At 69.4% G+C, this 25,058-nt stretch carries 24 protein-coding genes and 2 tRNA genes; 16 read left to right on the top strand and 10 right to left on the bottom strand.

Annotated features, from left to right (window positions below):
- Positions 1-37 precede the first annotated feature (37 nt).
- From OHA89_RS19075 to rpmH, 5 genes are read right to left on the bottom strand one after another with little or no spacing between them, the layout of a single operon-like run.
- The gene (locus OHA89_RS19075; RefSeq protein ID WP_030755362.1) at positions 38-550 is read right to left on the bottom strand and encodes a R3H domain-containing nucleic acid-binding protein; all 513 of its coding nucleotides are present in this window, start codon (positions 548-550) and stop codon (positions 38-40) included.
- Positions 551-565: 15 nt separating this feature from the next.
- Positions 566-1,672, bottom strand: a complete 1,107-nt coding sequence (gene yidC, locus OHA89_RS19080) for a membrane protein insertase YidC (protein WP_257555369.1) — start codon at positions 1,670-1,672, stop codon at positions 566-568.
- Positions 1,673-1,675: 3 nt separating this feature from the next.
- The gene (gene yidD, locus OHA89_RS19085) at positions 1,676-1,957 is read right to left on the bottom strand and encodes a membrane protein insertion efficiency factor YidD (protein WP_075970728.1); all 282 of its coding nucleotides are present in this window, start codon (positions 1,955-1,957) and stop codon (positions 1,676-1,678) included.
- Entirely contained in the window at positions 1,954-2,328 is a 375-nt protein-coding gene (rnpA, locus tag OHA89_RS19090; protein WP_215139811.1) for a ribonuclease P protein component, read from the bottom strand. Before rnpA ends, yidD begins: the two co-directional genes overlap by 4 nt.
- Positions 2,329-2,349: 21 nt before the next feature.
- Complete coding sequence (rpmH, locus tag OHA89_RS19095) at positions 2,350-2,487, bottom strand: 50S ribosomal protein L34 (RefSeq protein WP_008741645.1); 138 nt, start codon at positions 2,485-2,487, stop codon at positions 2,350-2,352.
- A gap of 355 nt (positions 2,488-2,842) precedes the next feature.
- On the opposite strand from rpmH, the gene dnaA reads away from it, so the two are divergent.
- From dnaA to OHA89_RS19150, 11 genes are all read left to right on the top strand, one after another.
- Positions 2,843-4,660 (top strand): chromosomal replication initiator protein DnaA, encoded by a 1,818-nt coding sequence (gene dnaA / locus OHA89_RS19100; RefSeq protein ID WP_266608918.1) that lies wholly within the window; start codon positions 2,843-2,845, stop codon positions 4,658-4,660.
- A gap of 875 nt (positions 4,661-5,535) precedes the next feature.
- Positions 5,536-6,666: a DNA polymerase III subunit beta gene (gene dnaN, locus OHA89_RS19105; RefSeq protein ID WP_406366697.1), complete on the top strand. Its 1,131-nt coding sequence runs from the start codon at positions 5,536-5,538 to the stop codon at positions 6,664-6,666.
- Between the two features lie 189 nt (positions 6,667-6,855).
- The gene (gnd, locus tag OHA89_RS19110) at positions 6,856-7,731 is read left to right on the top strand and encodes a phosphogluconate dehydrogenase (NAD(+)-dependent, decarboxylating) (protein ID WP_257555376.1); all 876 of its coding nucleotides are present in this window, start codon (positions 6,856-6,858) and stop codon (positions 7,729-7,731) included.
- Between the two features lie 81 nt (positions 7,732-7,812).
- Entirely contained in the window at positions 7,813-8,949 is a 1,137-nt protein-coding gene (gene recF, locus OHA89_RS19115; RefSeq protein WP_257555377.1) for a DNA replication/repair protein RecF, read from the top strand.
- The gene (locus tag OHA89_RS19120; protein WP_215139815.1) at positions 8,946-9,485 is read left to right on the top strand and encodes a DUF721 domain-containing protein; all 540 of its coding nucleotides are present in this window, start codon (positions 8,946-8,948) and stop codon (positions 9,483-9,485) included. The genes recF and OHA89_RS19120 overlap by 4 nt, the downstream gene beginning before the upstream one ends.
- A 282-nt stretch (positions 9,486-9,767) precedes the next feature.
- On the top strand, positions 9,768-11,789 hold the full coding sequence (gene gyrB, locus OHA89_RS19125; protein WP_257559377.1) for a DNA topoisomerase (ATP-hydrolyzing) subunit B: 2,022 nt from the start codon (positions 9,768-9,770) through the stop codon (positions 11,787-11,789).
- Between the two features lie 40 nt (positions 11,790-11,829).
- Positions 11,830-14,442: a DNA gyrase subunit A gene (gene gyrA / locus OHA89_RS19130; protein ID WP_266608924.1), complete on the top strand. Its 2,613-nt coding sequence runs from the start codon at positions 11,830-11,832 to the stop codon at positions 14,440-14,442.
- Positions 14,443-14,445: 3 nt separating this feature from the next.
- Positions 14,446-15,069 (top strand): DUF3566 domain-containing protein, encoded by a 624-nt coding sequence (locus OHA89_RS19135; RefSeq protein ID WP_374199200.1) that lies wholly within the window; start codon positions 14,446-14,448, stop codon positions 15,067-15,069.
- Positions 15,070-15,152: 83 nt separating this feature from the next.
- A tRNA-Ile gene (locus tag OHA89_RS19140) sits at positions 15,153-15,226 on the top strand.
- A gap of 145 nt (positions 15,227-15,371) precedes the next feature.
- Positions 15,372-15,506: a DLW-39 family protein gene (locus OHA89_RS19145; RefSeq protein ID WP_208809277.1), complete on the top strand. Its 135-nt coding sequence runs from the start codon at positions 15,372-15,374 to the stop codon at positions 15,504-15,506.
- A gap of 122 nt (positions 15,507-15,628) precedes the next feature.
- Positions 15,629-16,957, top strand: a complete 1,329-nt coding sequence (locus OHA89_RS19150; protein ID WP_266608928.1) for a hypothetical protein — start codon at positions 15,629-15,631, stop codon at positions 16,955-16,957.
- On the opposite strand, the gene OHA89_RS19155 is transcribed toward OHA89_RS19150, so the two are convergent.
- Both OHA89_RS19155 and OHA89_RS19160 read right to left on the bottom strand, forming a co-directional pair.
- Positions 16,944-18,218: a protein kinase domain-containing protein gene (locus tag OHA89_RS19155; protein ID WP_406366699.1), complete on the bottom strand. Its 1,275-nt coding sequence runs from the start codon at positions 18,216-18,218 to the stop codon at positions 16,944-16,946. The two genes, OHA89_RS19150 and OHA89_RS19155, sit on opposite strands and share 14 nt — an antisense overlap.
- A 53-nt stretch (positions 18,219-18,271) precedes the next feature.
- Positions 18,272-18,820 (bottom strand): DNA-binding protein, encoded by a 549-nt coding sequence (locus OHA89_RS19160; protein WP_215139819.1) that lies wholly within the window; start codon positions 18,818-18,820, stop codon positions 18,272-18,274.
- 161 nt (positions 18,821-18,981) lie between these two features.
- Between OHA89_RS19160 and OHA89_RS19165 the strand changes: the two genes are divergently transcribed.
- A tRNA-Ala gene (locus OHA89_RS19165) sits at positions 18,982-19,054 on the top strand.
- A gap of 91 nt (positions 19,055-19,145) precedes the next feature.
- Here OHA89_RS19165 and OHA89_RS19170 read toward each other — a convergent pair.
- On the bottom strand, positions 19,146-19,670 hold the full coding sequence (locus OHA89_RS19170; RefSeq protein WP_257555388.1) for a GNAT family N-acetyltransferase: 525 nt from the start codon (positions 19,668-19,670) through the stop codon (positions 19,146-19,148).
- A 47-nt stretch (positions 19,671-19,717) separates the two neighbouring features.
- Entirely contained in the window at positions 19,718-21,085 is a 1,368-nt protein-coding gene (locus tag OHA89_RS19175) for an MFS transporter (RefSeq protein WP_406368531.1), read from the bottom strand.
- 247 nt (positions 21,086-21,332) lie between these two features.
- Here OHA89_RS19175 and OHA89_RS19180 point away from each other — a divergent pair, with 247 nt between their 5' ends.
- Together OHA89_RS19180 and OHA89_RS19185 are read left to right on the top strand one after the other, a co-directional pair.
- Positions 21,333-21,812 carry a MarR family winged helix-turn-helix transcriptional regulator gene (locus OHA89_RS19180; protein WP_215139822.1) on the top strand — a complete coding sequence of 160 codons (480 nt, stop codon included), beginning with the start codon at positions 21,333-21,335 and terminating at the stop codon, positions 21,810-21,812.
- A gap of 390 nt (positions 21,813-22,202) precedes the next feature.
- The gene (locus OHA89_RS19185; RefSeq protein ID WP_406366700.1) at positions 22,203-22,484 is read left to right on the top strand and encodes a LysM peptidoglycan-binding domain-containing protein; all 282 of its coding nucleotides are present in this window, start codon (positions 22,203-22,205) and stop codon (positions 22,482-22,484) included.
- Between the two features lie 78 nt (positions 22,485-22,562).
- On the opposite strand, the gene OHA89_RS19190 is transcribed toward OHA89_RS19185, so the two are convergent.
- Positions 22,563-23,255: a DUF5324 family protein gene (locus tag OHA89_RS19190; RefSeq protein ID WP_266608933.1), complete on the bottom strand. Its 693-nt coding sequence runs from the start codon at positions 23,253-23,255 to the stop codon at positions 22,563-22,565.
- 175 nt (positions 23,256-23,430) lie between these two features.
- Here OHA89_RS19190 and OHA89_RS19195 point away from each other — a divergent pair, with 175 nt between their 5' ends.
- On the top strand, positions 23,431-23,958 hold the full coding sequence (locus tag OHA89_RS19195; RefSeq protein WP_257559380.1) for a peptidylprolyl isomerase: 528 nt from the start codon (positions 23,431-23,433) through the stop codon (positions 23,956-23,958).
- A 144-nt stretch (positions 23,959-24,102) separates the two neighbouring features.
- Positions 24,103-24,978, top strand: coding sequence for a rhomboid family intramembrane serine protease (locus tag OHA89_RS19200; protein WP_266608934.1), 876 nt, complete (start codon positions 24,103-24,105; stop codon positions 24,976-24,978).
- The last annotated feature ends 80 nt before the right edge of the window (positions 24,979-25,058 follow it).

Consider the following 25,058-nt stretch of genomic DNA (forward strand, 5'->3'; position numbering starts at 1 on the left):
CTGCGACACAGACGGGGCCGAACACTCTCGCTACCGGTCAGGCCGGGAGCACAACGACGAAGCGCTGCGGCTCCTCGCCCTCGGACTCGCTCCGCAGACCGGCCGCAGCCACGGCGTCGTGGACGACCTTGCGCTCGAACGGGGTCATCGGGGCCAGCTTCAGGGGCTCGCCGGACGCCTTCACGTCCGCCGCGGCCTGAGCGCCCAGCGCCGCCAGCTCCTCGCGCTTCTTCGCGCGGAACCCGGCGATGTCCAGCATCAGCCGGCTGCGGTCACCGGTCTCGCGGTGCACCGCGAGGCGGGTCAGCTCCTGCAGAGCCTCCAGAACCTCACCGTCGCGGCCCACGAGCTTCTGCAGGTCACGGCCGGCCGAGTCACTGACGATCGACACCGCGGCCCGGTCGGCCTCGACGTCCATGTCGATGTCGCCGTCCAGGTCAGCGATGTCCAGCAGACCCTCAAGGTAGTCGGCCGCAATCTCACCCTCCTGCTCGAGGCGGGTCAGGGTGTCGCCACTCTCAGCGGCGGCGGTGGTGGTGCCTTCCGTCACGGGAGGGACTCCTTCTTACTTCTTGGAGGGCTTGCTGGGGGGCGTCTGACGCTTCGACTTCGGCTGCCGCTTGGGCTGCTGCCGCTTCGTGGCGACACCACCGCTCGCCGCATCCGAATCCACGGTGGCTTCAGCACTCTTGGTCACGGAGCCGTCCGCCTGAGCGGCCATGCCCTGCTTGGTCAGCGCGGAGATGAACTTGCGCTCGTTGTCGTTGCGGTCCGGGCCCTTGGCCACGATCGCCGCGACGATCTTCTTCTTGCCCCGGCCCTTGACGTCACCATGCGAGCTGACGTGCTTCAGCAGGCGGGTCAGGTACTGGTCCTGGGCCTTGCTGCCCGGCGTCGGGTTCTGGTTGATCACGTACATCTGCTGACCCATGGTCCACACGTTCGTGGTCAGCCAGTAGACGAGAACACCGACGGGGAAGTTGATGCCCATGACCGCGAAGATCACGGGGAAGATGTACATCAGCATCTTCTGCTGCTGCATGAACGGCGTCTTGACCGACAGGTCGACGTTCTTCGCCATCAGCTGACGCTGGGTGTAGAACTGCGACAGCGACATCAGGACGATCATGATGGCGGTGACGACACGCACATCGGTGATCGAGGCGCCCAGGGAAGCGGCCTTCTCGGCGCTGTCCGTGAACTTCGCGGCCAGCGGGGCCCCGAAGATGTGCGCCTGACGCGCGCTCTCCAGCAGCTCCTGGTTGATGACGCCGATCGTCTTCCCGTTGGCGATGGCCGACAGCACGCTGTAGAGCGCGAAGAAGAACGGGGACTGCGCCAGGATGGGAAGGCACGAGGAGAGCGGGTTGGTACCCGTCTCCTTGTACAGCTTCATCATCTCTTCGGACTGACGCTGCTTGTCGTTCTTGTAGCGCTCCTGGATCGCCTTCATCTTCGGCTGGAGCGCCTGCATGCCACGCGTCGCCTTGATCTGCTTCACGAAGAGCGGGATCAGGCAGATACGGATCAAGACCACCAGGGACACGATGGACAGGCCCCAGGCCCACCCACTGTCCACACCGAAGATCGCCCCGTACAGCTTGTGGAACTGGACGATGACCCACGAGACGGGTGTGGTGATAAAGCTGAACAGATTGGCAATCGTGTCCACTAATCAGGCTCCTTGAGCATTGCGAGATCTACGCAACGCACTGCGCAGCTGCTCGTGCCAACGCGGGCGTTTACGGGGTGGGACATGGTCCACGCCGCCGGGCGACCACGGATTGCACCGCAGGATCCGCCAGGCGGTCAGGACCGTCCCCTTGACCGCACCATGCCGGTCGATGGCCGTGTACCCGTAGTGCGAGCACGACGGGTAGTAGCGGCACACCGGCCCGAGCAGCGGACTGATCGTCCACTGGTACAGCTTGATCAAAGCGAGCAGCGGGTACTTCATCGAGCCACGCCTCCCAGGAGCCGCACCAGAGCGGCATCCAGGTCCCGGGCCAGCTCGTCGGCGCCGGCATCACCCGCTCCGGGCAACGCACGTACCACCACCAGGCTACCGGCGGGCAGCTGAGACAGCCGCTCCCGGACCAGATGGCGCAGACGGCGCTTCACCCGGTTACGTATGACGGCATTGCCGACAGCTTTGCTGACGACGAAACCCGCACGCGCCGAGGGATCGATCTCCCCCGACTCGTGCGGGTCCGTTGCACCGCTTGTACGTAGGTGGACGACGAGGAGCGGGCGACCAGCCCGACGCCCTCGGCGTACCGCGCTCGCGAAGTCCTCGCGCCGCCTCATCCGATTTTCGGGAGACAGCACGACGTCACGACCTGCGTGTTGTTACGCGGAAAGGGCGGCGCGGCCCTTGCCACGACGGTTCGCGAGGATCGCGCGACCGGCACGGGTACGCATCCGCAGGCGGAAGCCGTGGGTCTTGGCACGACGGCGGTTGTTCGGCTGGAAGGTGCGCTTGCTCACTCGGGGGCTCCAGAGAATAAATCGTTGTGGCGGGACATCGCCTGGCTGTCACCGTGCGCCCACGAGGAAACTCGCGTGTTCGCCCGAGTGGCACCGCTAAACGATCACAATCAGTGATCTTCGCCCATCGGTAGGCAGGCGGCAGCAGCCATCGACAACTCGACCTCGTTACGGTACGCGCGGCTACGCCATCCGGTCAAACCGAGGCGATGCTGCCCCACACTGTGCACAGGCTGTGGACAACGACTTGAACCGTACCCGCTGGCCTGACTACCGTTGTCTGACCCTGGATTTTTTGTCCCGACCGTCCCAAAGAACCACACATTCGTGGGACCCCTGTGAGAGAGCGTGCTCTGTGGCTGACGTACCTGCCGATCTTGCCGCAGTGTGGCCAAGGGTGCTCGAAAAGCTCCTCGGGGAGGGACAGCCGGGGATCGAGCCCAAGGACAAGCAGTGGGTCGAGCGATGCCAGCCCCTGGCACTCGTCGCCGACACCGCACTGCTCGCCGTCCCCAACGAGTGGGGCAAGCGCGTCCTCGAAGGCCGCCTCGCCCCGCTGATCAGCGACGCCCTCAGCCGCGAATGCGGCCGCCCCATCCGGATCGCCATCACCGTGGACGACTCCGCCGGCGAGCCCGCGCCCCCGGCCCCGCCCGCCCAGCAGCAGGGCGGCTACGAGCCGTACCCCGGCCAGCGCCCCGGCGGCGGCCCCGGCGGCCCGGGCGGCCCCTCCGACGACCAGCTCCCCACCGCCCGCCCCGCCTACCCGGACTACCAGCAGCCGCGCCCCGAGCCCGGCGCCTGGCCGCGGGGCGGCCAGCAGGACGACTACGGCTGGCAGCAGCCCCGCCTCGGCGGCTTCCCCGAGCGCGACCCGTACGCCTCCCCGCAGCCGGGCTACCTCCAGCAGTCCGAGCCCTCCGGCTACGACCAGGGCTCCTACGAGCAGCAGAAGTACGAGCAGTCCCCGTACGAGTCCCAGCAGCAACACCAGCAGCATCAGCCGCACCAGTCACATCAGTACGAGCAGCAGAAGTACGAACAGCAGCAGTACGAGCAGCCAGCGCCCCGCCAGGCCCCCGGCCGGTCCGCTGCCGCCCCGGCCCCGTCCGGCGGCTCCCCCTCGGGCCCGCTCGAACCGACCGCCCGGCTGAACCCCAAGTACCTCTTCGACACCTTCGTCATCGGCGCCTCCAACCGCTTCGCGCACGCCGCCGCGGTGGCCGTCGCCGAGGCACCCGCGAAGGCGTACAACCCCCTCTTCATCTACGGGGAGTCGGGGCTGGGCAAGACGCACCTGCTGCACGCCATCGGCCACTACGCGCGGAGCCTGTACCCCGGCACCCGCGTGCGGTACGTGAGCTCCGAGGAGTTCACCAACGAGTTCATCAACTCCATCCGCGACGGCAAGGGCGACGCGTTCCGCAAGCGCTACCGCGAGATGGACATCCTGCTCGTCGACGACATCCAGTTCCTCGCGAGCAAGGAGTCGACGCAGGAGGAGTTCTTCCACACCTTCAACACGCTCCACAACGCCAACAAGCAGATCGTGCTCTCCTCCGACCGGCCGCCCAAGCAGCTCGTCACCCTGGAGGACCGGCTCCGCAACCGCTTCGAGTGGGGCCTGATCACCGACGTCCAGCCGCCCGAGCTGGAGACCCGCATCGCGATCCTGCGCAAGAAGGCGGTCCAGGAGCAGCTCAACGCCCCGCCGGAGGTACTGGAGTTCATCGCCTCCCGCATCTCGCGCAACATCCGCGAGCTGGAGGGGGCGCTGATCCGGGTCACGGCCTTCGCGAGCCTCAACCGGCAGCCGGTCGACCTGGGCCTCACCGAGGACGTCCTCAAGAACCTGATCCCGGGCGGCGAGGACAGCGCTCCGGAGATCACGGCCACCGACATCATGGCGGCCACCGCCGACTACTTCGGGCTCACCGTGGACGACCTGTGCGGCTCCTCGCGCAGCCGGGTCCTGGTCACCGCCCGGCAGATCGCCATGTACCTGTGCCGGGAGCTCACCGACCTGTCCCTGCCCAAGATCGGGGCGCAGTTCGGCGGCCGCGACCACACCACCGTCATGCACGCGGACCGCAAGATCCGCGCCCTGATGGCAGAGCGCCGCTCCATCTACAACCAGGTCACGGAGCTCACCAACCGCATCAAGAACGCCTGAGCCGGCCTCCCCGGACGCCCGGGGAGAGCCTCGCCGGGCCCTTTCAAACGCATCTCGAGGGCGCTCCCGGACCATGCCGGGGGCGCCCTTCTTCGTCCGCGCGCCCCTGACCTGTTCGAATACGCCCCCGGGGGAGCAACTCATCCACAGATTCACGGACTTTCTGCCGTCCACACCCTGGGGACGGCCCGCGTCGCCCACAATCTGTCCACAGGGGTGCCGGTTGAGGGCCCATCAGGCCAGGTCAGCAGCCTGTGGAATTGTGCGCAAGCTCCATCCACAGGCTGTGGACAGATTTTTCGTCCACAGCACTGTCCACGATGTTGTCCACCACCAACCCACAGGTTCGCTGATCCTGTGCACAGGATCAGATGTCTTCTCCACACCGTTGTCCACTGTTCGGCAACATGCCACCCCCTCTCACCGCCCCGAGTGAAAGCCGTCACACGGAGGTGGACGTTTGGGTTGTGGAGTACTGGGGGAAAGCTGGGGACGCACCTGTGGAGTAGTGGAGGTCGTCTGGGGACGGCCTGTGCAGAAGTTTTCGTTCTCCACAGGAACACCGTGTTGTCCACCGGTGCCACCCACAGGGTGTGGGGATAAAAAACGCGGGTTGACCTGCGAGAACAGCGTTATCCACCGTTTCCACAGGCCCTACTACTACCCCCATAGAGAGTTAGCCCGGTTTCGGTTTTCAAGCAGGACCTGTGCACAACTCGGTGGGCAGCCTCCTCGACGCCTCGCCCCCGACTTGACCGCCAGCCGCACCGAGTGTCGGCGCCGTACGTCAGACTGGTCCCCGGCATCGGTCGAGGCATCGACGAGCCGAGGACGAAGGCCGGCAGACGAGCGATCAACAGCAGGAGGCGGTTCCGGTGAAGATCCGGGTGGAGCGCGACGTACTCGCGGAGGCGGTGGCTTGGGCGGCCCGTAGCCTCCCGGCCCGGCCGCCGGTGCCCGTTCTCGCGGGCCTGCTGCTGAAGGCCGAAGAGGGCACCCTCAGCCTCTCCGGCTTCGACTACGAGGTCTCGGCCCGCGTCTCCGTCGAGGCGGACGTCGAGGCGGACGGCACGGTCCTGGTCTCCGGCCGGCTGCTCGCCGACATCTGCCGCGCCCTCCCCAACCGCCCGGTGGAGATTTCCACAGACGGTGTACGGGCGACCGTGGTCTGCGGCTCCTCGCGATTCACCCTCCACACCCTGCCTGTGGAGGAATACCCGGCGCTGCCGCAGATGCCGACCGCGACCGGCACCGTGCCCGGCGAGGTCTTCGCCTCCGCCGCCGCCCAGGTCGCCATCGCCGCCGGCCGCGACGACACGCTGCCCGTGCTGACCGGTGTCCGCATCGAGATCGAGGGCGACCGCGTCACCCTGGCCTCCACCGACCGCTACCGCTTCGCGGTCCGCGAGTTCCTGTGGAAGCCGGAGAACCCGGACGCCTCCGCCGTGGCCCTGGTGCCCGCGAAGACGCTCCTGGACACCGCCAAGTCCCTGACCAGCGGTGACACGGTCACCCTGGCGCTGTCCGGCTCCGGTGCCGGTGAGGGCCTGATCGGTTTCGAGGGCGCCGGCCGCCGCACCACCACCCGCCTGCTCGAGGGCGACCTGCCGAAGTACCGCACGCTCTTCCCGACGGAGTTCAACTCCATCGCGGTGATCGAGACCGCCCCGTTCGTCGAGGCCGTCAAGCGCGTGGCCCTGGTCGCCGAGCGCAACACCCCGGTCCGCCTGAGCTTCGAGCAGGGCGTGCTGATCCTCGAGGCCGGTTCCTCGGACGATGCACAGGCTGTGGAGCGCGTCGACGCCAAGCTGGAGGGCGACGACATCTCGATCGCCTTCAACCCGACCTTCCTGCTCGACGGCCTGAGCGCGATCGACTCGCCCGCCGCGCAGCTCAGCTTCACCACGTCCACCAAGCCGGCGCTGCTCAGCGGCCGCCCGGCGGTCGACGCCGAAGCCGACGAGGCGTACAAGTACCTGATCATGCCGGTACGCCTCTCTGGCTGATTCTTCGCAGGTCAGGCCCGGTTTCGCGCCCCGCGAGACCGGGCCTGACCGCGTTCTTCCCGCAGCCCGGGGCCGTGCGCGCCCCGTGGAGCCCGGCGGCCCGGCCGGGCGTAGGCTCGGGGCCTGGGATGTCCTCCGGGAAGCAGGAGGCCCCGGCAAAGACGGCCACAACGCTTAAGGAACCACCTGATGGAGCTTGGTCTCGTCGGTCTCGGCAAGATGGGCGGCAACATGCGCGAGCGCATCCGCCGCGCAGGCCACACCGTCATCGGATACGACCGCAACCCGGACCTTGCCGATGTCCACAGCCTGCGGGAACTTGTGGACAGCCTGCAGGCCCCCCGCGTCGTGTGGGTGATGGTCCCGGCAGGTGCGGCGACGCAGTCCACCGTCGACGAGCTCGCGGAGCTGCTCTCGATCGGCGACATCGTCGTCGACGGCGGCAACTCCCGCTGGACCGACGACGAGAAGCACGCCGCGGAGCTGGCCACCAAGGGCATCGGCTTCGTCGACTGCGGTGTCTCCGGCGGCGTGTGGGGCCTGGAGAACGGCTACGCGCTGATGTACGGCGGCGAGAAGGACCATGTGGGCCGGGTCCAACCGATCTTCGACGCGCTCAAGCCCGAGGGTGACTTCGGCGCCGTACACGCCGGCAAGGTCGGTGCGGGCCACTTCGCGAAGATGGTTCACAACGGCATCGAGTACGCCATGATGCAGGCCTACGCCGAGGGCTGGGAGCTCCTGGAGAAGGTGGACTCGGTCACCGACGTCCGCGAGGTCTTCCGCTCCTGGCAGGAGGGCACGGTCATCCGGTCCTGGCTGCTGGACCTGGCCGTGAACGCCCTCGACGAGGACGAGCACCTCCAGCAGCTGCGCGGCTTCGCGCAGGACTCGGGAGAGGGCCGCTGGACGGTGGAGGCGGCGATCGACAACGCCGTTCCGCTGCCCGCGATCACCGCCTCGCTGTTCGCGCGGTTCGCCTCGCGCCAGGACGACTCCCCGCAGATGAAGATGATCGCCGCGCTGCGCAACCAGTTCGGCGGCCACGCGGTCGAGAAGAAGTAGTCGACAAGAGACACCGTGCGGCTCGGAGCAGCCGCACAGCACCACACAGAGCAGCAGGAAGCCGGGGGAGGTCGGCGCCGTATGCATGTTTCGCATCTCTCGCTGGCCGACTTCCGCTCGTACGCCCGGGCCGAGGTTCCCCTCGACCCGGGCGTCACGGCTTTCGTGGGCCCCAACGGCCAGGGGAAGACCAATCTCGTCGAGGCGATCGGCTACCTGTCGACGCTGGGCAGCCACCGGGTCTCCTCGGACGCGCCGCTCGTACGGATGGGCGCGGACCGGGCGATCATCCGCGCGGCCGTCACCCAGGGCGAGCGGCAGCAGCTGGTGGAGCTGGAGCTGAATCCGGGCCGGGCGAACCGTGCCCGGATAAACCGGTCCTCGCAGGTCAGGCCGCGGGACGTGCTGGGGATCGTGCGGACGGTGCTGTTCGCGCCGGAGGACCTGGCCCTGGTGAAGGGCGATCCGGGTGAGCGGCGGCGGTTCCTGGACGAGATCGTCACCGCGCGCTCCCCGCGGATGGCGGCGGTCCGCTCGGACTACGAGCGGGTGCTGAAGCAGCGCAACACCCTGCTGAAGTCGGCGGCGATGGCGCGTCGGCACGGCGGCCGGACCATGGACCTGTCGACCCTGGACGTGTGGGACCAGCACCTGGCGCGCGCGGGCGCGGAGCTGCTGGCGCAGCGGCTGGACCTGATCGCGACGCTGCTGCCGCTGGCGGACAAGGCGTACGAGCAGCTCGCGCCCGGCGGCGGCCCGCTGGGGCTCTCGTACAAGTCCTCGGCGGGCGAGCCGGTGGACAGCGGGGCGGCGCGGAGCCGCGAGGCGATCTACGAGGTGCTGCTGGCGGCCCTGGTGGAGGTGCGCAAGCAGGAGATCGAGCGGGGCGTGACGCTGGTCGGTCCGCACCGCGACGACCTGCTGCTGCGGCTGGGGGAGCTGCCGGCCAAGGGCTACGCGAGCCACGGGGAGTCGTGGTCGTACGCGCTGGCCCTGCGGCTGGCCTCGTACGAGCTGCTGCGCTCGGAGGGCGCGGAGCCGGTGCTGATCCTGGACGACGTGTTCGCGGAGCTGGACGCGCGGCGCCGGGAGCGGCTGGCCGAGCTGGTGGTGCCGGGCGAGCAGGTGCTGGTGACGGCGGCGGTGGACGATGACGTTCCGGGTGTGTTGGCGGGGGCGCGGTTCGGGGTGTCCGGTGGTGAGGTGACCCGGCTGTGAGCGATCAGGACAAGGAGCCGCGCGGCGAGCCCCGCAAGGCGCCGGAGCCTTCCGGTGTGGATCTGGCGCGCCAGGCCCTCGCCGCGGCGCGGGAGCAGGCGCGGGCGCGGGGCAACGCGGCGGGCGGGAAGAAGCGTCAGCAGCATCCGGGGCTGCGGTCGGGTGCCCGTGCGGACGGCCGGGATCCGATGCCGTTGATGGCGGCGCTGGACCGGTTGCGCACGGAGCGCGGCTGGGAGATGCCGATGGCGGTGGCGGGTGTGATGGAGCGCTGGCCGGAGATCGTCGGTCCGGAGATCGCGGCGCACTGTGAACCGGAGCGGTACGAGGATCGTGAACTGGTGGTCCGGTGTGATTCCTCGGCGTGGGCGGCGCAGCTGAAGCTGCTGGCTCCGCAGCTGGTGGCGCGGCTCAACGCGGATCTGGGGCAGGGCACGGTGCGGCTGATCAAGGTGCAGGGCCCGGGTGGGCGGCCGAAGGGGTACGGGCCGTGGCGGGCGCCGGGGAGCAAGGGCCCGGGGGATACCTACGGCTGAGTAGGCCGGGGCGACGGTGGTGTCCCTCACGGTAGTGGGAGGTTGACAGGCCGAAGCGCTGGATGCCCGCGTGAGCCTCTTTGAGCCCCTTCCCGGATATGGGGAGTCGGAAGGTGGAGGTTCAGGGCGGCACATGCGGACTCAGGTACCGGCAAACCCCCATTCATGTCGGTGGTACCGGTAGACTGGGGGAAATCCCGCCCGTTCGCGGGATCACGCAGACAACGCAGATCGACGCGGCCGCTCCTCCGGCGCACTCGCTGGTCCGGAGTACGGGCTGCGCTGTGCCAGAAAGGGCGCTTCGTGGCCGATTCCGGCGACTCCAACGAGAAGAATTACGACGCCAGTGCCATCCAGGTCCTCGAGGGCCTGGATGCGGTCCGCAAGCGGCCCGGTATGTACATCGGCTCGACCGGTGAGCGCGGCCTGCACCACCTCGTGCAGGAGGTCGTGGACAACTCCGTCGACGAGGCCATGGCCGGGCACGCGGACACGATCGACGTGACGATCCTCCCCGACGGCGGCGTGCGCGTGGTCGACAACGGCCGAGGCATCCCGGTCGACATCGTGCCGTCCGAGGGCAAGCCGGCGGTCGAGGTCGTCCTCACGGTCCTGCACGCGGGCGGCAAGTTCGGCGGTGGCGGTTACGCCGTCTCCGGCGGTCTGCACGGCGTGGGCGTGTCCGTGGTGAACGCGCTGTCGACGAAGGTCTCGGTCGAGGTCAAGCGCGACGGCTACCGCTGGACGCAGGACTACAAGCTGGGCGTGCCGACGGCGCCGCTGGCGAAGAACGAGGAGACCGACGCTCACGGCACGACCGTGACGTTCTGGGCCGACCCCGACGTCTTCGAGACGACCGACTACTCCTTCGAGACGCTCTCGCGGCGCTTCCAGGAGATGGCCTTCCTGAACAAGGGCCTGACCCTGACGCTGACGGACGAGCGCGAGTCGGCGAAGGCCACGGTCGGCGCCGACGACCCCGAGGCGGAGTCGGCGGAGCCCGCGGCGCGGACGGTCAAGTACCACTACGAGGGCGGCATCGTCGACTTCGTGAAGTACCTGAACTCGCGCAAGGGCGAGATGATCCACCCGACCGTCATCGACGTCGAGGCCGAGGACAAGGAGCGCATGCTCTCGGTCGAGATCGCGATGCAGTGGAACTCGCAGTACACGGAGGGTGTCTACTCCTTCGCGAACACGATCCACACCCACGAGGGCGGTACCCACGAGGAGGGCTTCCGCGCGGCGCTGACCGGTCTGGTCAACCGCTACGCGCGCGACAAGAAGCTGCTGCGCGAGAAGGACGACAACCTCGCCGGCGAGGACATCCGCGAGGGTCTGACGGCGATCATCTCGATCAAGCTGGGCGAGCCGCAGTTCGAGGGCCAGACGAAGACCAAGCTGGGCAACACGGAGGCGAAGACCTTCGTGCAGAAGGTCGTGCACGAGCACCTGAACGACTGGTTCGACCGGAACCCGGTCGAGGCCGCGGACATCATCCGCAAGTCGATCCAGGCGGCCACGGCGCGCGTCGCGGCCCGCAAGGCCCGTGACCTGACGCGTCGCAAGGGTCTGCTGGAGAGCGCCTCGCTGCCGGGCAAGCTGTCCGACTGCCAGTCGAACGACCCGACGAAGTGCGAGATCTTCATCGTCGAGGGTGACTCGGCCGGTGGCAGCGCGAAGTCCGGCCGCAATCCGATGTACCAGGCCATCCTGCCGATCCGCGGCAAGATCCTGAACGTCGAGAAGGCCCGTATCGACAAGATCCTCCAGAACACCGAGGTCCAGGCGCTGATCAGCGCCTTCGGCACGGGTGTGCACGAGGACTTCGACATCGAGAAGCTCCGCTATCACAAGATCATCCTGATGGCGGACGCCGACGTCGACGGCCAGCACATCAACACCCTGCTGCTGACCTTCCTGTTCCGCTTCATGCGGCCGCTGGTCGAGGCGGGTCACGTGTACCTGTCCCGCCCGCCGCTGTACAAGATCAAGTGGGGCCGGGACGACTTCGAGTACGCGTACTCGGACCGTGAGCGCGACGCCCTGGTCGAGCTCGGCAAGCAGAACGGCAAGCGGATCAAGGAAGACTCGATCCAGCGCTTCAAGGGTCTGGGCGAGATGAACGCCGAGGAGCTGCGCGTCACCACCATGGACGTGGACCACCGTGTGCTCGGCCAGGTCACCCTGGACGACGCGGCGCAGGCCGACGACCTGTTCTCGGTGCTGATGGGTGAGGACGTCGAAGCCCGGCGCTCCTTCATCCAGCGCAACGCCAAGGACGTTCGCTTCCTCGACATCTGAGTCGGCTCAGCTGACCGCCTGAAAGGACCTTTGACCAGCAATGGCCGACGAAACCACGCCCACTGCCGAGAACACCGAGGAAGAGCAGCCCGTCGTACGCATCGAGCCCGTGGGGCTCGAGACGGAGATGCAGCGCTCCTACCTCGACTACGCGATGTCCGTCATCGTCTCGCGCGCGCTGCCCGACGTGCGGGACGGCCTCAAGCCGGTCCACCGCCGTGTGCTGTACGCGATGTACGACGGCGGTTACCGGCCCGAGAAGGGCTTCTACAAGTGCGCCCGTGTCGTGGGCGACGTCATGGGCACCTACCACCCGCACGGTGACTCCTCGATCTACGACGCCCTGGTCCGCCTGGCCCAGCCGTGGTCGATGCGCATGCCGCTGGTGGACAGCAACGGCAACTTCGGCTCTCCGGGCAACGACCCGGCGGCCGCGATGCGCTACACCGAGTGCAAGCTGATGCCGCTGGCCATGGAGATGCTCCGGGACATCGACGAGGAGACCGTCGACTTCACGGACAACTACGACGGCCGCAACCAGGAGCCGACGGTCCTGCCGGCGCGTTTCCCGAACCTGCTGGTCAACGGCAGCGCCGGTATCGCGGTCGGTATGGCGACGAACATCCCGCCGCACAACCTCCGCGAGGTCGCGGCGGGCGCGCAGTGGGCGCTGGAGCACCCGGAGGCCTCGCACGAGGAGCTGCTGGACGCGCTGCTCGAGCGGATCAAGGGCCCGGACTTCCCGTCGGGCGCCCTGGTCGTGGGCCGCAAGGGCATCGAGGAGGCGTACCGGACCGGTCGCGGCTCCATCACGATGCGCGCGGTGGTGGAGGTCGAGGAGATCCAGAACCGCCAGTGCCTGGTGGTGACGGAGCTTCCGTACCAGACCAACCCCGACAACCTCGCGCAGAAGATCGCGGACCTGGTGAAGGACGGGAAGATCGGCGGCATCGCCGACGTCCGTGACGAGACCTCGTCGCGGACCGGCCAGCGCCTGGTGATCGTCCTGAAGCGCGACGCCGTCGCCAAGGTCGTGCTGAACAACCTGTACAAGCACACCGATCTGCAGACGAACTTCGGCGCGAACATGCTGGCGCTGGTGGACGGCGTGCCGCGCACGCTGTCGATCGACGCCTTCATCCGCCACTGGGTGCAGCACCAGATCGAGGTCATCGTCCGCCGTACGCGCTTCCGCCTGCGCAAGGCGGAGGAGCGCGCGCACATCCTGCGCGGTCTGCTCAAGGCGCTGGACGCGATCGACGAGGTCATCGCGCTGATCCGGCGCAGCAACACGGTCGAGATCGCGCGCGAGGGCCTGATGGGCCTGCTGGAGATCGACGAGATCCAGGCGAACGCGATCCTGGAGATGCAGCTGCGGCGCCTGGCGGCGCTGGAGCGGCAGAAGATCGTCGCCGAGCACGACGAGCTCCAGGCCAAGATCAACGAGTACAACGCGATCCTGGCCTCGCCGGAGAAGCAGCGCTCGATCGTCAGCGAGGAACTGGCGGCGATCGTCGAGAAGTTCGGCGACGACCGGCGTTCCAAGCTGGTGCCCTTCGACGGCGACATGTCCATGGAGGACCTGATCGCCGAAGAGGACATCGTCGTCACGATCACGCACGGCGGCTACGTGAAGCGCACCAAGACCGAGGACTACCGCTCGCAGAAGCGCGGCGGCAAGGGCGTGCGCGGCACGAAGCTGAAGCAGGACGACCTGGTCGACCACTTCTTCGTCTCGACCACGCACCACTGGCTGCTGTTCTTCACGAACAAGGGCCGGGTCTACCGGTCCAAGGCGTACGAGCTGCCGGACGCCGGCCGGGACGCGCGCGGGCAGCACGTGGCGAACCTGCTGGCCTTCCAGCCGGACGAGAAGATCGCCCAGATCCTCGCGATCCGCGATTACGACGCGGCGCCGTACCTGATCCTGGCCACCAAGGGCGGCCTGGTGAAGAAGACGGCGCTGAAGGACTACGACTCGCCCCGTTCGGGTGGTGTCATCGCGATCAACCTCCGTGAGACGGAGGACGGCAGCGATGACGAGCTGATCGGCGCGGAGCTGGTGTCCGCTGCGGACGACCTGCTGCTGATCAGCAAGAAGGCGCAGTCGATCCGCTTCACGGCGACCGATGACGCGCTGCGCCCGATGGGCCGCGCCACCTCGGGCGTGAAGGGCATGAGTTTCCGTGAAGGTGACGAACTGCTCTCCATGAGCGTGGTGAGGCCGGGTACGTTCGTCTTCACCGCGACCGACGGCGGCTACGCCAAGCGGACGCCGGTCGACGAGTACCGCGTCCAGGGTCGTGGCGGTCTGGGCATCAAGGCCGCGAAGATCGTGGAGGACCGCGGGTCGCTCGTCGGGGCACTCGTGGTGGACGAAACGGACGAGATTCTCGCCATCACGCTCGGCGGTGGTGTGATTCGTACGCGCGTCAACGAAGTCAGGGAGACCGGCCGTGACACCATGGGCGTCCAGCTGATCAACCTGGGCAAGCGCGATGCCGTGGTGGGCATCGCCCGTAACGCCGAGGCCGGTCAGGAAGCTGACGAGGTCGAGGCCGACGAGATCGAGACCGAGACCGAGGCAGCCGACGGACAGGCCGCCGAGGCCGCCGAGGGCACGCAGCCTTCGGCCGGGGAGCACGAGGAGTAAGTCGTGAGTGGAGCCACGGGCGCCGGACCGGCCATGACTGGAGAGAACGGTGCCCGTGGCCCTGCCGCGGACTCCCAAGGGGGGACTGTGACGGATACCCGAGGAACGCAGCCGCAGCCGCAGGCCGGCGCGGCCCCCGCGCAGCCGTACCACCCGCCGCAGGCCTACTCGGCGCCCTCGGGCCCGGGTGTGCCGCGGGCCGGCGGGGCGGGCACCGCGCAGCGCAAGCCGCGTACGGGGGCCCGTATCGCGCCCAGGACGCGCAAGGCGCGGCTGCGGGTGGCCAAGGCCGACCCGTGGTCGGTGATGAAGGTCAGCTTCCTGCTGTCGATCGCGCTGGGCATCTGCACGATCGTGGCGGCGGTGGTGCTGTGGATGGTCATGGACGCGATGGGTGTCTTCTCGACCGTCGGCGGCACGATCAGCGAGGCGACCGGCTCGAACGAGAGCAACGGCTTCGACCTCCAGTCGTTCCTGTCGCTGCCGCGCGTTCTGATCTTCACCTCGGTCATCGCGGTGATCGACGTGGTGCTGGCGACGGCGCTGGCGACGCTGGGCGCGTTCATCTACAACCTGTCGGCGGGCTTCGTCGGCGGTGTGGAGCTCACGCTCGCCGAGGACGAGTGACCTGCGCAGACGCATCGCAGGAACCGATTTTGGAGCTCCCGGGTCTGTGCGCTAACCTTCAGGAGTCAGCGCGCAGCGCGGATGGGGCTATAGCTCAGTTGGTTAGAGCGCATCCCTGATAAGGATGAGGCCACAGGTTCAAATCCTGTTAGCCCCACAGTGTCGAAGACCCTCAGGCCCAAGGCCTGGGGGTCTTCGTCGTAGGGCCAGTTGGCGGGTTCACAGATAACCGATCGGTATCGGTCGGTGTGTATTGTTGGCTGCCAGAAGTCCCCTACGTCAACGAAAGACGAGGTCGCGCGGTGAAGAAGCTGCTCCTGGTCGCACTGGCCGCCATCGGCGGGCTCCTCGTGTACCGCCAGATCCAGGCGGACCGCGCCGAGCAGGACCTGTGGACGGAGGCAACTGACTCCGTGCCCTCTGGTTCCGGTGTGTGAGACCGAAGGCTGATCTCATGAAGCCCCGGCTGCCGCTGCGGCCGGGGCTTTGTGCTGTTCTGTGACAAAAAGTTACGTTATGCAAAGATTTGGCTTGCGCTAGCAAACTCGGGGTGGGCGTGATGGGTCGGGTACGGACGACGATGCGGACGGGAGCCGCGGCGGGGGCGGTGGCCCTGGTCCTGGCGGGCGGTCCGCAGGGCGCCGCCTACGCGGAGGGGACCGCGCCGCAGCCGGTGCCGACGTACCGCGCCGCCGACGGCGCGAAGGCGGTGGAGGGCAAGCCCTCCACCGCGGACGCCCCCCTGCTGGAGGCCGGGCAGGTCTACACGGACACGATCGGGCCCGGCGAGCGCGTCTACCGGCTCTACCTCGACGACAAGTCGAGCGTGTACGTCTCCGCCGTCGTCCGGCCTCCCCGGGGTGTCAAGGTCGCCTACAGCGACGGCATCGAGGTGGAGGTCATGACCAAGGAAGGCCGTGCCTGCCCGAACAACAACGGCCATGCGGTCTTCGGCTACGACCCCGTCCCCCTCAGCGAGGTCGGCGTCCGGCGGCTGGAGGAGGACGCCGAATGCCAGCAGGGCGGCACCTACTACGCCAAGGTCACCCGTACCGCGGCCAAGGACAGCGACCAGAGCCCGTGGCCCGTGGAGCTCCGGCTCCAGCGCGAGCCCGCTCCGGCCGCCGGCAGCGCGCCCACCACCGCTCCCAGCGTCTGGCCCTCGGCCTCCCCGACCCTGCCCGGCAGCGAGCCGGTCGCCCGCACCGGCGGCACCGGCTTCAACGACGCCCGCGCGCTGGACGGCGGGGTGTGGCGTGACGAGCTGCGGCCAGGGCAGACCCGCTTCTACCGCGTCCCCCTCGACTGGGGGCAGCAGCTGGGCTTCAGCGCCGAACTCGCCGCAGCCAAAATGACCAAGTCGTACGGCAGCGCCTCAAACGGCCTCACCGTCTCGCTCTACACGCCCTACCGGGGTCTGGTCGTGTCCGAGGACGCGTCCTACGACGGCAAGCAGGCGGCCGTCACCCTGCCGAAGGCGGCTCCGGTGGCGTACGAGAACCGCTTCTCCGACGACACCAAGGTGCGGCCGGTCCGGGTGGCCGGCTGGTACTACATCGCGGTGACCATGGGTGGGAAGGTCGCCGAGTTCACCGAGGACGCGACCCCCGTGCCGCTGACCCTGCGCACGGACGTCATCGGGTCCCCCGCCAAGGCGCCCGCGTACAAGGAGAGCCTGGCCGCGGGCGGCTTCGGGGTCGGGGCCGAGGACCGGGCCGCCGCCAAGGAGGGGCTCACCGCCCCGGAAGCCTCCGACGCCGCCAGTACCCACTCCGCGATGCGGGTGGTGGCGGGCGCCGGGTTCGGCACCGGGACCCTGCTGCTGCTCGTGCTGGGCGGCTGGATCCTGCTCGCCCGGCGGGGCCGCGGAGCCGCTACATCCGGGTGAGGGCCCATACGCCGACGGCGAAGCAGAGCAGCGCCGTGGCGAGGATCCCGGCCTTCACCTTCGCCGCGGGCGGGGCGATCGCTCCGCCGGTCCGGGCGGGCGGCGCGGGCGGGGCCTGGGGCGCCGGCGGAGCGAGGTGGAAGCTCCCGGTCTCCAGGGGCCCGTACGAGGCCACGGGGACGGTCTGTGCGGTCGCGCCCGGATCGCTGCGGGTCGCCTCCGCCACCGTGGTCGGGGTCGTGTACGGGGACGGGTGCGGGGACCCGTACGGCGACGGGGTCGGCGTCGGGCTCGGAGGCGTGTGCGGGGCCGCGGGTCCGGTGGGCACCGCGGCGGCCGTGGGCGCCTCGGTGCCGCTGCCGGGCGTGCCCGCCGCCGCGGCCGACGGCCCCTGAGGTCCGAAACCGGCGGGGAGCGGTCCGAGTTGGTCGAACACCTCCACCGGACCCTCGTCCGGCGCGGCCGGAGCGAGCAGCTCCACGGCCTCGGCAAGGGCCTTGCGCGCCCCTGTGGCCGTCTTGAAGCGGGTGTGGGGGTCCGGCTGCAGCAGATTGGCGATGACGTCCCAGAGGGGCGCGGGAACGCCTTCCGGTGCGCCGGGGGTGCCGTGCGCGAGGAAGTGCTCCACCAGGGCCTGGGAGTCGGGCTTGCGCCCCTGGAGCAGGTACAGGGCGACCAGCCCGACGGCGAAGAGGTCGGCGGGGAAGTCGGGCTCGGCACCCAGCAGTTGTTCGGGGGCGAAGTAACCCGGGGTGCCGACGACGTAGTTGGTCTCCGTCAGCCGGGGCTCACCCTTGCGCATGGAGATGCCGAAGTCGGACAGCCGCAGGTGCGGCCGCCCGGTTCCGGTGGCCTCCATCAGGATGTTGGCCGGTTTGATGTCGCGGTGGACGACGCCTTCCGCGTGTACCGCGGCCAGCCCCGACAGGAGCTGGTCGAGCAGGGTGCAGACGAACCGGGGCGGGAGGGGACCGTAGTCCCCGATCACATGGCCGAGGGAGCCGCCGCTGACCAGGTCCATGGTGAACAGGACCTTGTCGTCGTCGGCCGCCCAGCTGGCGGGGGCCAGTACGTGCGGGTGATCGATCCGCAGGGCCTGTTCCCGTACGAACCTCAGGAGCGTGTGGGCGTCGCTCTGAAGCAGAACCTTCGCGGCGACGTACCGGCGGCGCCGGTGGTCCCAGGCACGCCACACGGCACCCGCGCCGCCGCGCCCGATCGGATCGATCAACTCGTATCGACCGGCGAAGATCTCACCCATCGCTGTGCCCGTCCCCCGTCACCCGTAGTCGCCCTGGCCCGCCGTCGTGCGTGTCAGTTCTGGTGGGCCTCGTAGTGGGCCACCGCGTCGGCGGTGCGGCCCGCGCCGTACACCCGGAGGAACTCTGCCAGTTCCGGGTGGCTGGGGGCGAGTGTGTCCGCGGCGTCGATGATGTCGCCCGCCGCGGAGACCGAGCGCAGCAGCGACTGGATCTCACGGACGATGCGCTTGACGGTGGGTGCGCCCGAACTGATGGGGGTCTGGCCGCTGTTGCTGAGGACGGAACCTCCCTGGGTCTTCTTGATCTCGTCCATCCGGTCGGTGGCCTCCGCCGCGCTGACGCTCCCGTCGGCCACCTGGCCGGCGAGGTCCTGGAGGGCCTGGACGCGCTGCACCACGGCAGGGTTACCGATCTTGGCGCGCTGGCCGCTCATCAGCTGGGACAGCATGGGCGCCGACAGTCCGAGGACGGCAGCGAGGCGAGCCTGGTTCAAGCCGAGGTCATCTATGAGCCGGCGAAAGAGCGCTCCCAGCGGCTCCCCGTACCAACTGCGCTGAAGCTCTCTGGCTCTGGCCGTGGCCTCTTGCTGTACTGCGTCCACTCTTCCTACTCCCCTTCGCTGGTGCGAACCTCGCGAGCATCTTACGGAGCGTGGTCGCAGGGCGGGAGTCCCTATCATTTTGCGAGATGAGGGGGTACACCCGGTACTCTGTTCTGCGGAACACCCGCTCCCCGCAAGGGGACAGGCGTGTCCGGACCCATGGGGCCTTAGCTCAGTTGGTAGAGCGCTGCCTTTGCAAGGCAGATGTCAGGAGTTCGAATCTCCTAGGCTCCACTCTCAAACCCCCCTTGACCTGCGAAATCGCGGTCAAGGGGGGTCTTTTTTACGTTCGGGGTGCGGGGCTCGGCAGGCCCGGGGCAGCGGGCTAGAGATCGATCCAGTAGCGGCGCTTGGGGCCGATCAGGGTTTCGCGGACGTCTTCCAGGACCCCGCCGCCCCGCTCGATCGTGCGCACCGACGCGGTGTTGTCGGGGTCGCAGGTCAGCAGGACCCGGTCCATCCCCATCACCCGTGCCTCGTGGAGCACCGATTCCAGTGCCCGGCCGGCCACCCCGCGCCCCCGCGCCGAGGGTCGCACGCTGTATCCGATGTGGCCGCCGGCGTCGAGGAGGAACGCGTTCAGGTGGTGGCGCAGGTCGATGGCGCCCAGGTAGGTGTCGCCCTCGGCGATCCACCAGTACGTCGCGTGGACCCGGCCCTGCTCGACCGGCACCGTACGGTCCGCGGAGCGGTGCAGTTTGTCCACCCAGGCCGCGAAGCCCTCGGGGCTGTCGACGTCGTCTTCCGAGCCGAGACCGGCCCCGTCCATGTGGGCGTCGTCGCCCCACTCCTCTTGGGCGGCGAGCCAGGAGGAGTGCAGTCGGGGGGTGGGCGGTATCAGCTCGGGCATGCCCGGGACGCTACCAGCCGGGCCGGAGCCGGCCGGTGGGCGAGGCGTCACCGGCCGGGCGATGTTTCACGTGAAACATCGCCCGGCAGGAGGGTCGCCGCCAGGGCGATGGCGGCCAGCAGGAGCGCGGCGCCCAGGGCGAATGCCAGGTGGTAACCGCTGGTGAGGGCCTCGGCCGGGGTGCTGCCGGACCGTGCCGAGGACTCCGTACGGGAGGCCGCCAGGGTGGAGAGGACCGCCACACCGAGGGCCATGCCGATCTGCTGGGTGGTGTTGAACAGCCCCGAGGCCAGTCCCGCGTCGTTGCCGTCGGCGCCGGACATGCCCAGCGTGGTGAGGGCCGGCAGGGCCAGGCCGAAGCCCGCGGCCAGCAGCATCACCGGCAGCAGGTCGGTGGCGTAGTCGGCGTGCACGGGCAGCCGGGTCAGCAGCCCCAGGGCCAGGACGAGCAGCGCGAGCCCGGCCAGCAGGACGTTCCGCTCCCCGAAGCGGGCGTTCAGCCGGGCCGAGACGCCCAGGGAGACGGCGCCGATCACCAGGGCGGCGGGCAGCATGGCCAGGCCGGTGGCGGCGGCTCCGTAGCCCAGGACCTTCTGCAGGTAGAGGGCGACCAGGATCTGGAAGGAGAACAGCGCGGCCACCATCAGCATCTGGACCAGGTTCGCGCCGACCACGGTCCGCGAGCGGAAGATCCGCAGGGGCACCAGCGGGGTGCGGGCCTTCGCCTGGCGCAGTGTGAAGGCGGCGAGCAGGGCCAGGGAGAGTGCCCCGAGGCCGAGGGTGTGCGGGGAGGTCCAGCCGTACTGCTCCACCTTGACCACGGAGTAGATGCTGGTCATCAGCCCGCCGGTGACCAAGGCCGCGCCGAGTACGTCGGCACCCGCACCCAGCCCCAGGCCCCGGTCGGCGGGGAGCGCGGGCAGGGCCAGGAGCAGCGCGGCGAGCCCGATGGGCAGGTTGATGAAGAAGATCCAGTGCCAGTCGAGTGCGTCGGTCAGAACACCGCCGAGCACCTGGCCCAGGGAGGCGCCGGCCGCGCCGGTGAAGGAGAACACCGCGATCGCCTTGGCGCGTTCACGGGGCGCGGTGAACAAGGTGATCAGGATGCCGAGGCTGACGGCGGAGGCCATCGCGCTGCCGATGCCCTGGAGGAAGCGGGCGGCTATCAGCACCGTCGGCGAGGCCGCGAAGCCGGCGAGCACCGAGGCGCCGGTGAAGACGGCGGTGCCGGCCAGGAACATCCGCTTGCGGCCGAGCAGGTCGCCGAGGCGTCCGGCGAGCAGCAGCAGGCTGCCGAAGGCGATCAGGTACGCGTTCACGACCCAGCTCAGGCTCGCGGGTGAGAAGCCGAGGTCGCTCTGGATGGCGGGCATCGCCACGGTGACGATGCTGCCGTCGAGGATCGTCATCAGCATGCCGGTCGAGAGCACGGTGAGCGCGGTCCAGCGGGAGCGCAGCCCGCGCGGGGCGGCTGCGGCCGTCGGGTCGGTCGTCGGGGAAGGGCCGGTGGTCGGGGAAGGGCCGGTCGTACGGGAAGGGGCGGAGGCGGACGTGGAAGCGGCAGGCATCGGTCTCTCCAGTCAGTGAGGGCGACTGGTGCGACCGTAGCAGATGGTTTCGTTGCAGACTATTTTCTTCGGATCGAATTGTTAGTGTGGAGGCATGACTGCCATGGCACCCACCCGGACCGAGCCCGACCTCTCCTTCCTCCTGGACCACACCAGCCATGTACTGCGCACCCGCATGGCGGCCGCCCTCGGAGAGATCGGGCTCACCCCCCGGATGCACTGCGTCCTCGTCCACGCCCTGGAGGAGGAGCGGACCCAGATCCAGCTCGCCGAGATCGGCGACATGGACAAGACGACGATGGTCGTCACCGTGGACGCCCTGGAGAAGGCCGGACTGGCCGAGCGCCGCCCGTCCACCAAGGACCGCCGGGCCCGGATCATCGCCGTCACCGAGAAGGGCGCGGCCGTCGCCGTGGACAGCCAGCGGATCGTCGACCAGGTCCACGCGGACGCCCTGGCCTCCCTCGCCGACGCGGACCGCACCGCCCTGCTGCGGGTCCTCGGCCTCCTCGTCGAAGGCGACCTCGCAACCGCCTCCGACAGCCCCCGCCCGGCGCGCCGCGCCCGTCAGTGACGGGCGGCCGACCGCCCGGTCCCGTCCCCCGGACGGCCCAGTCACAGGGCCGCCCGGCGCCCGCTGTCAGACAGTGGGGGGAGGCGCCGCGCCCCAAGGCGCCGCCCAGGGGGAAAGACCACGCCGGAGGCGTACACACATGGGACTCTTCGACTTCCTGAAGTCCGACAAGAAGAAGGCACACGACGCCGCCGAGAAGGCGAAGGAGCAGGTCCAGCAGCAGGCGTCGGCGGCGACACCTTCCAAGAGCCAGGCGGCCGACGCGGCATCGGCCACCCGGGCCGCCGCCGAGCGGATGGCCGCCGCCGCGCCGCCGAGGCCCGCCCCCGCGACCCCGACCCCCGGCTCGGCCGCGCACAAGGCCGTCCCCGCGCCCCCAGGCCCGCCGCGATGCCCAAGCCCGGGGCGGCCGCCGCGGCGGCGCCGGGCGCCGCGCACACCCCGACCCCCGGCTCGGCCGCGCACAAGGCCGTTCCGGCGGCGCCCAAGCCGATGCCCACCGCCAAGAAGCGCACGTACACGGTCAGGTCCGGCGACTCGCTCGCCATGATCGCCCGCCGCGAGCTCGGCAACGAGGCCCGCTGGCGCGAGCTCTACGCCATGAACAAGGGCGTCATCGGTTCCAACCCCGACCTCATCCGCCCGGGCATGGTGCTGACGCTCCCCCACTGACCCCGCCGCGCCGACCGACAGCGCGAGGGCCCGGATCCATCAGGATCCGGGCCCTCGCGCCGATCGCTCCACCGCCGGTCAGAGCGACTTGTCGTCGTTTGCCGGCCCCGCCTCGCGCTCCTTCGCCGCCAGCTCGTCGTCGAAGCTCGCCGGCTCGGCATCGCGCGCCGGCACCTCCGTGGCGGCCGGCGGCTCGACGAGCCAGTCCGGGTTCGACTGCTGGTCCCACCACTTCCACGCCGCGAAGGCGACCGCCGCCAGGACGCCGACCACGGCGACCCCGCGCAGCGCCCGGCCGCAGCGCGCCCGCCGCTCGTTGCGCCGCACCAGCCGCTGGATCTCCTGCGGCGTCACCTGACCGCGCAGCGCCGCGAACGCGGCCACCGACCGCGAGGCGGCCTCCTCGGCCACCGGCGTGGCCGCCGCGATCGCGCTCTCGATCCGCGGCTGCGTGTAGTCGGCAGCCTGACGCGCCGCCAGGCGCGTCTGCTTCACCGCCTGCGTCGCCGCCCGGTCCACGTTCGGCGGCACGTGCGCACGCGCTGCCTTCATCCGCGGGTGCAGATGGGTGTCGTAGGTCGTACGCGCCTGCCGCGCGGCCTCGTTGGCCGCGTACGACAGCTTCGGCGCGAGCAGCTCATTCGCCTCGTGCGCGTACTGCGCCATGGCGTCCTTGGCGGTCCCTGCGTACGGTGCCACCACTTCCGACGCGTGCCGCACGGTCTCCCTGGCGCTTTCCGCTGCCGCGAGCACGCTGTCCTTGCGGGTCACAGGATTCCTCCTTCTCGGTGGCGGACACAGTTCACCTTTCCACCCTTTGTCGGATCATGCCTGGCATAACGCCTCCGGGCATGCGTGACAGGGCATACGGGTGGAGCATTTCTATGCGCTACTGCCCTCCGTGGGAGGATCGGAACCGACAGTGATGACTATGGAAGGCAGATCTGTGGCCGAGAAGCTCTACGCCACCCTGAAGACCAGCCACGGCGACATCGAGATCGAGCTGCTGCCGAACTTCGCTCCGAAGACCGTCCGGAACTTCGTGGAGCTCGCCACGGGCGCCCGCGAGTGGACCCGCCCCACCGACGGCCAGAAGACCACGGACCCGCTGTACGACGGCACCGTCTTCCACCGCGTCATCAGCGGTTTCATGATCCAGGGGGGCGACCCGCTGGGGAACGGCACCGGCGGTCCCGGCTACCAGTTCGCCGACGAGTTCCACCCCGACCTGGCCTTCACCAAGCCCTACGTGCTCGCCATGGCCAACGCCGGCCCGGGCACCAACGGCTCGCAGTTCTTCATCACCGTCGCGCCCACCGCCTGGCTGACGCGCAAGCACACCATCTTCGGCGAGGTCACCGACAAGGCCGGCCAGACGGTCGTGGACAAGATCGCCTCGCTCCCCACCAACGCGCGCACCGAGCGCCCGCTGGAGGACGTGATCATCAAGTCGGTCGTCATCGAGAAGCGCTGACACCGCCCGCCTGACACCGCGCGCCCGCGTACCCGGCGCCGGGAACCTTTCCGCCCCGCCCGTCCGTCCTGCATGCATACGAAGTGTGGGGTCATACCGGACCGGCGGGGCGCCCCCCTGCCCGGCCGCCGATCGAGGGGACCGATGGACACCGACCGTCTGCCGGGCTGCTACCGCCACCCGGACCGAGACACGGGGATCAGCTGCACCCGCTGCGAGCGCCCCATCTGCCCCGAGTGCATGATCAGTGCCTCGGTCGGCTTCCAGTGCCCCGAATGCGTCCGCGAGGGCTCCGGCACCGGCCACCGGCCGACCGCGAACGCGCCGCGCACCCTCGCGGGCGGGGTGGTCGCCGCCGACCCCCAGCTGGTCACCAAGATCCTGATCGGCATCAACGCCGCCGTGTTCCTCGCCGGGCTGGCCGCCCCCGCGATCGTGGTCCGGCTCGAGCTGCTCGGCCGGTACGTGGAATTCTTCGGCGCCCCCGTCGAAGGAGTCTCCACCGGCCAGTACTACCGCCTGCTGACCTCGGTGTTCCTGCACGTCGAGTGGTGGCACATCATCGGCAACATGATCGGCCTGTGGGTGATCGGCGGCCCGCTGGAAGCGGCGCTGGGCCGCTCCCGCTATCTCGCCGTCTACCTGCTCTCGGGGCTGGGCGCCAGCGCCTTCGTCTATCTGCTCACCGAGCCGAACACCCCGACACTCGGCGCGTCCGGCGCCGTCTTCGGCCTGCTCGGCGCCACCGTCGTCCTCGCGCGCCGGCTGCGCTACGAGATGCGACCGGTGATCGTGATGGTCGTGCTGATGCTGGCCCTGACCTTCGTACCGCTCGGCGGCAGCCTCAACGTGTCCTGGCAGGCGCACGTCGGCGGCCTGGTCACGGGCGCCCTGGTGGGCCTGGGCATGCTGAGACCCGCCGCCGGCCGGAACCGCACACTCATCCAGTGGGGGACCTGTGTGGTGGTGTTCCTGCTGGCGGCAGCGGTGATTCTGCTCCGGACCGCGGAACTCACCTGATCACACCGGCGTCAACTCTCCACAGAGTTATCCACAGATCTTCTGTCTTTTCCTCAGGTGTGGATGACGCTGTGGATAAC

This window comes from Streptomyces sp. NBC_01546, from assembly GCF_045208355.1.
Taxonomy (GTDB): domain Bacteria; phylum Actinomycetota; class Actinomycetes; order Streptomycetales; family Streptomycetaceae; genus Streptomyces.

Coding starts and splice junctions, on each gene's coding strand:
- yidD (WP_075970728.1), bottom strand. CDS start 1,957: ATGAAGTACCCGCTGCTCGCTTTGATCAAGCTGTACCAGTGGACGATC.
- gnd (WP_257555376.1), top strand. CDS start 6,856: ATGGAGCTTGGTCTCGTCGGTCTCGGCAAGATGGGCGGCAACATGCGC.
- recF (WP_257555377.1), top strand. CDS start 7,813: ATGCATGTTTCGCATCTCTCGCTGGCCGACTTCCGCTCGTACGCCCGG.
- gyrA (WP_266608924.1), top strand. CDS start 11,830: ATGGCCGACGAAACCACGCCCACTGCCGAGAACACCGAGGAAGAGCAG.
- OHA89_RS19150 (WP_266608928.1), top strand. CDS start 15,629: ATGGGTCGGGTACGGACGACGATGCGGACGGGAGCCGCGGCGGGGGCG.
- OHA89_RS19155 (WP_406366699.1), bottom strand. CDS start 18,218: ATGGGTGAGATCTTCGCCGGTCGATACGAGTTGATCGATCCGATCGGG.
- OHA89_RS19170 (WP_257555388.1), bottom strand. CDS start 19,670: ATGCCCGAGCTGATACCGCCCACCCCCCGACTGCACTCCTCCTGGCTC.
- OHA89_RS19175 (WP_406368531.1), bottom strand. CDS start 21,085: ATGCTGATGACGATCCTCGACGGCAGCATCGTCACCGTGGCGATGCCC.
- OHA89_RS19180 (WP_215139822.1), top strand. CDS start 21,333: ATGACTGCCATGGCACCCACCCGGACCGAGCCCGACCTCTCCTTCCTC.
- OHA89_RS19185 (WP_406366700.1), top strand. CDS start 22,203: ATGCCCAAGCCCGGGGCGGCCGCCGCGGCGGCGCCGGGCGCCGCGCAC.
- OHA89_RS19200 (WP_266608934.1), top strand. CDS start 24,103: ATGGACACCGACCGTCTGCCGGGCTGCTACCGCCACCCGGACCGAGAC.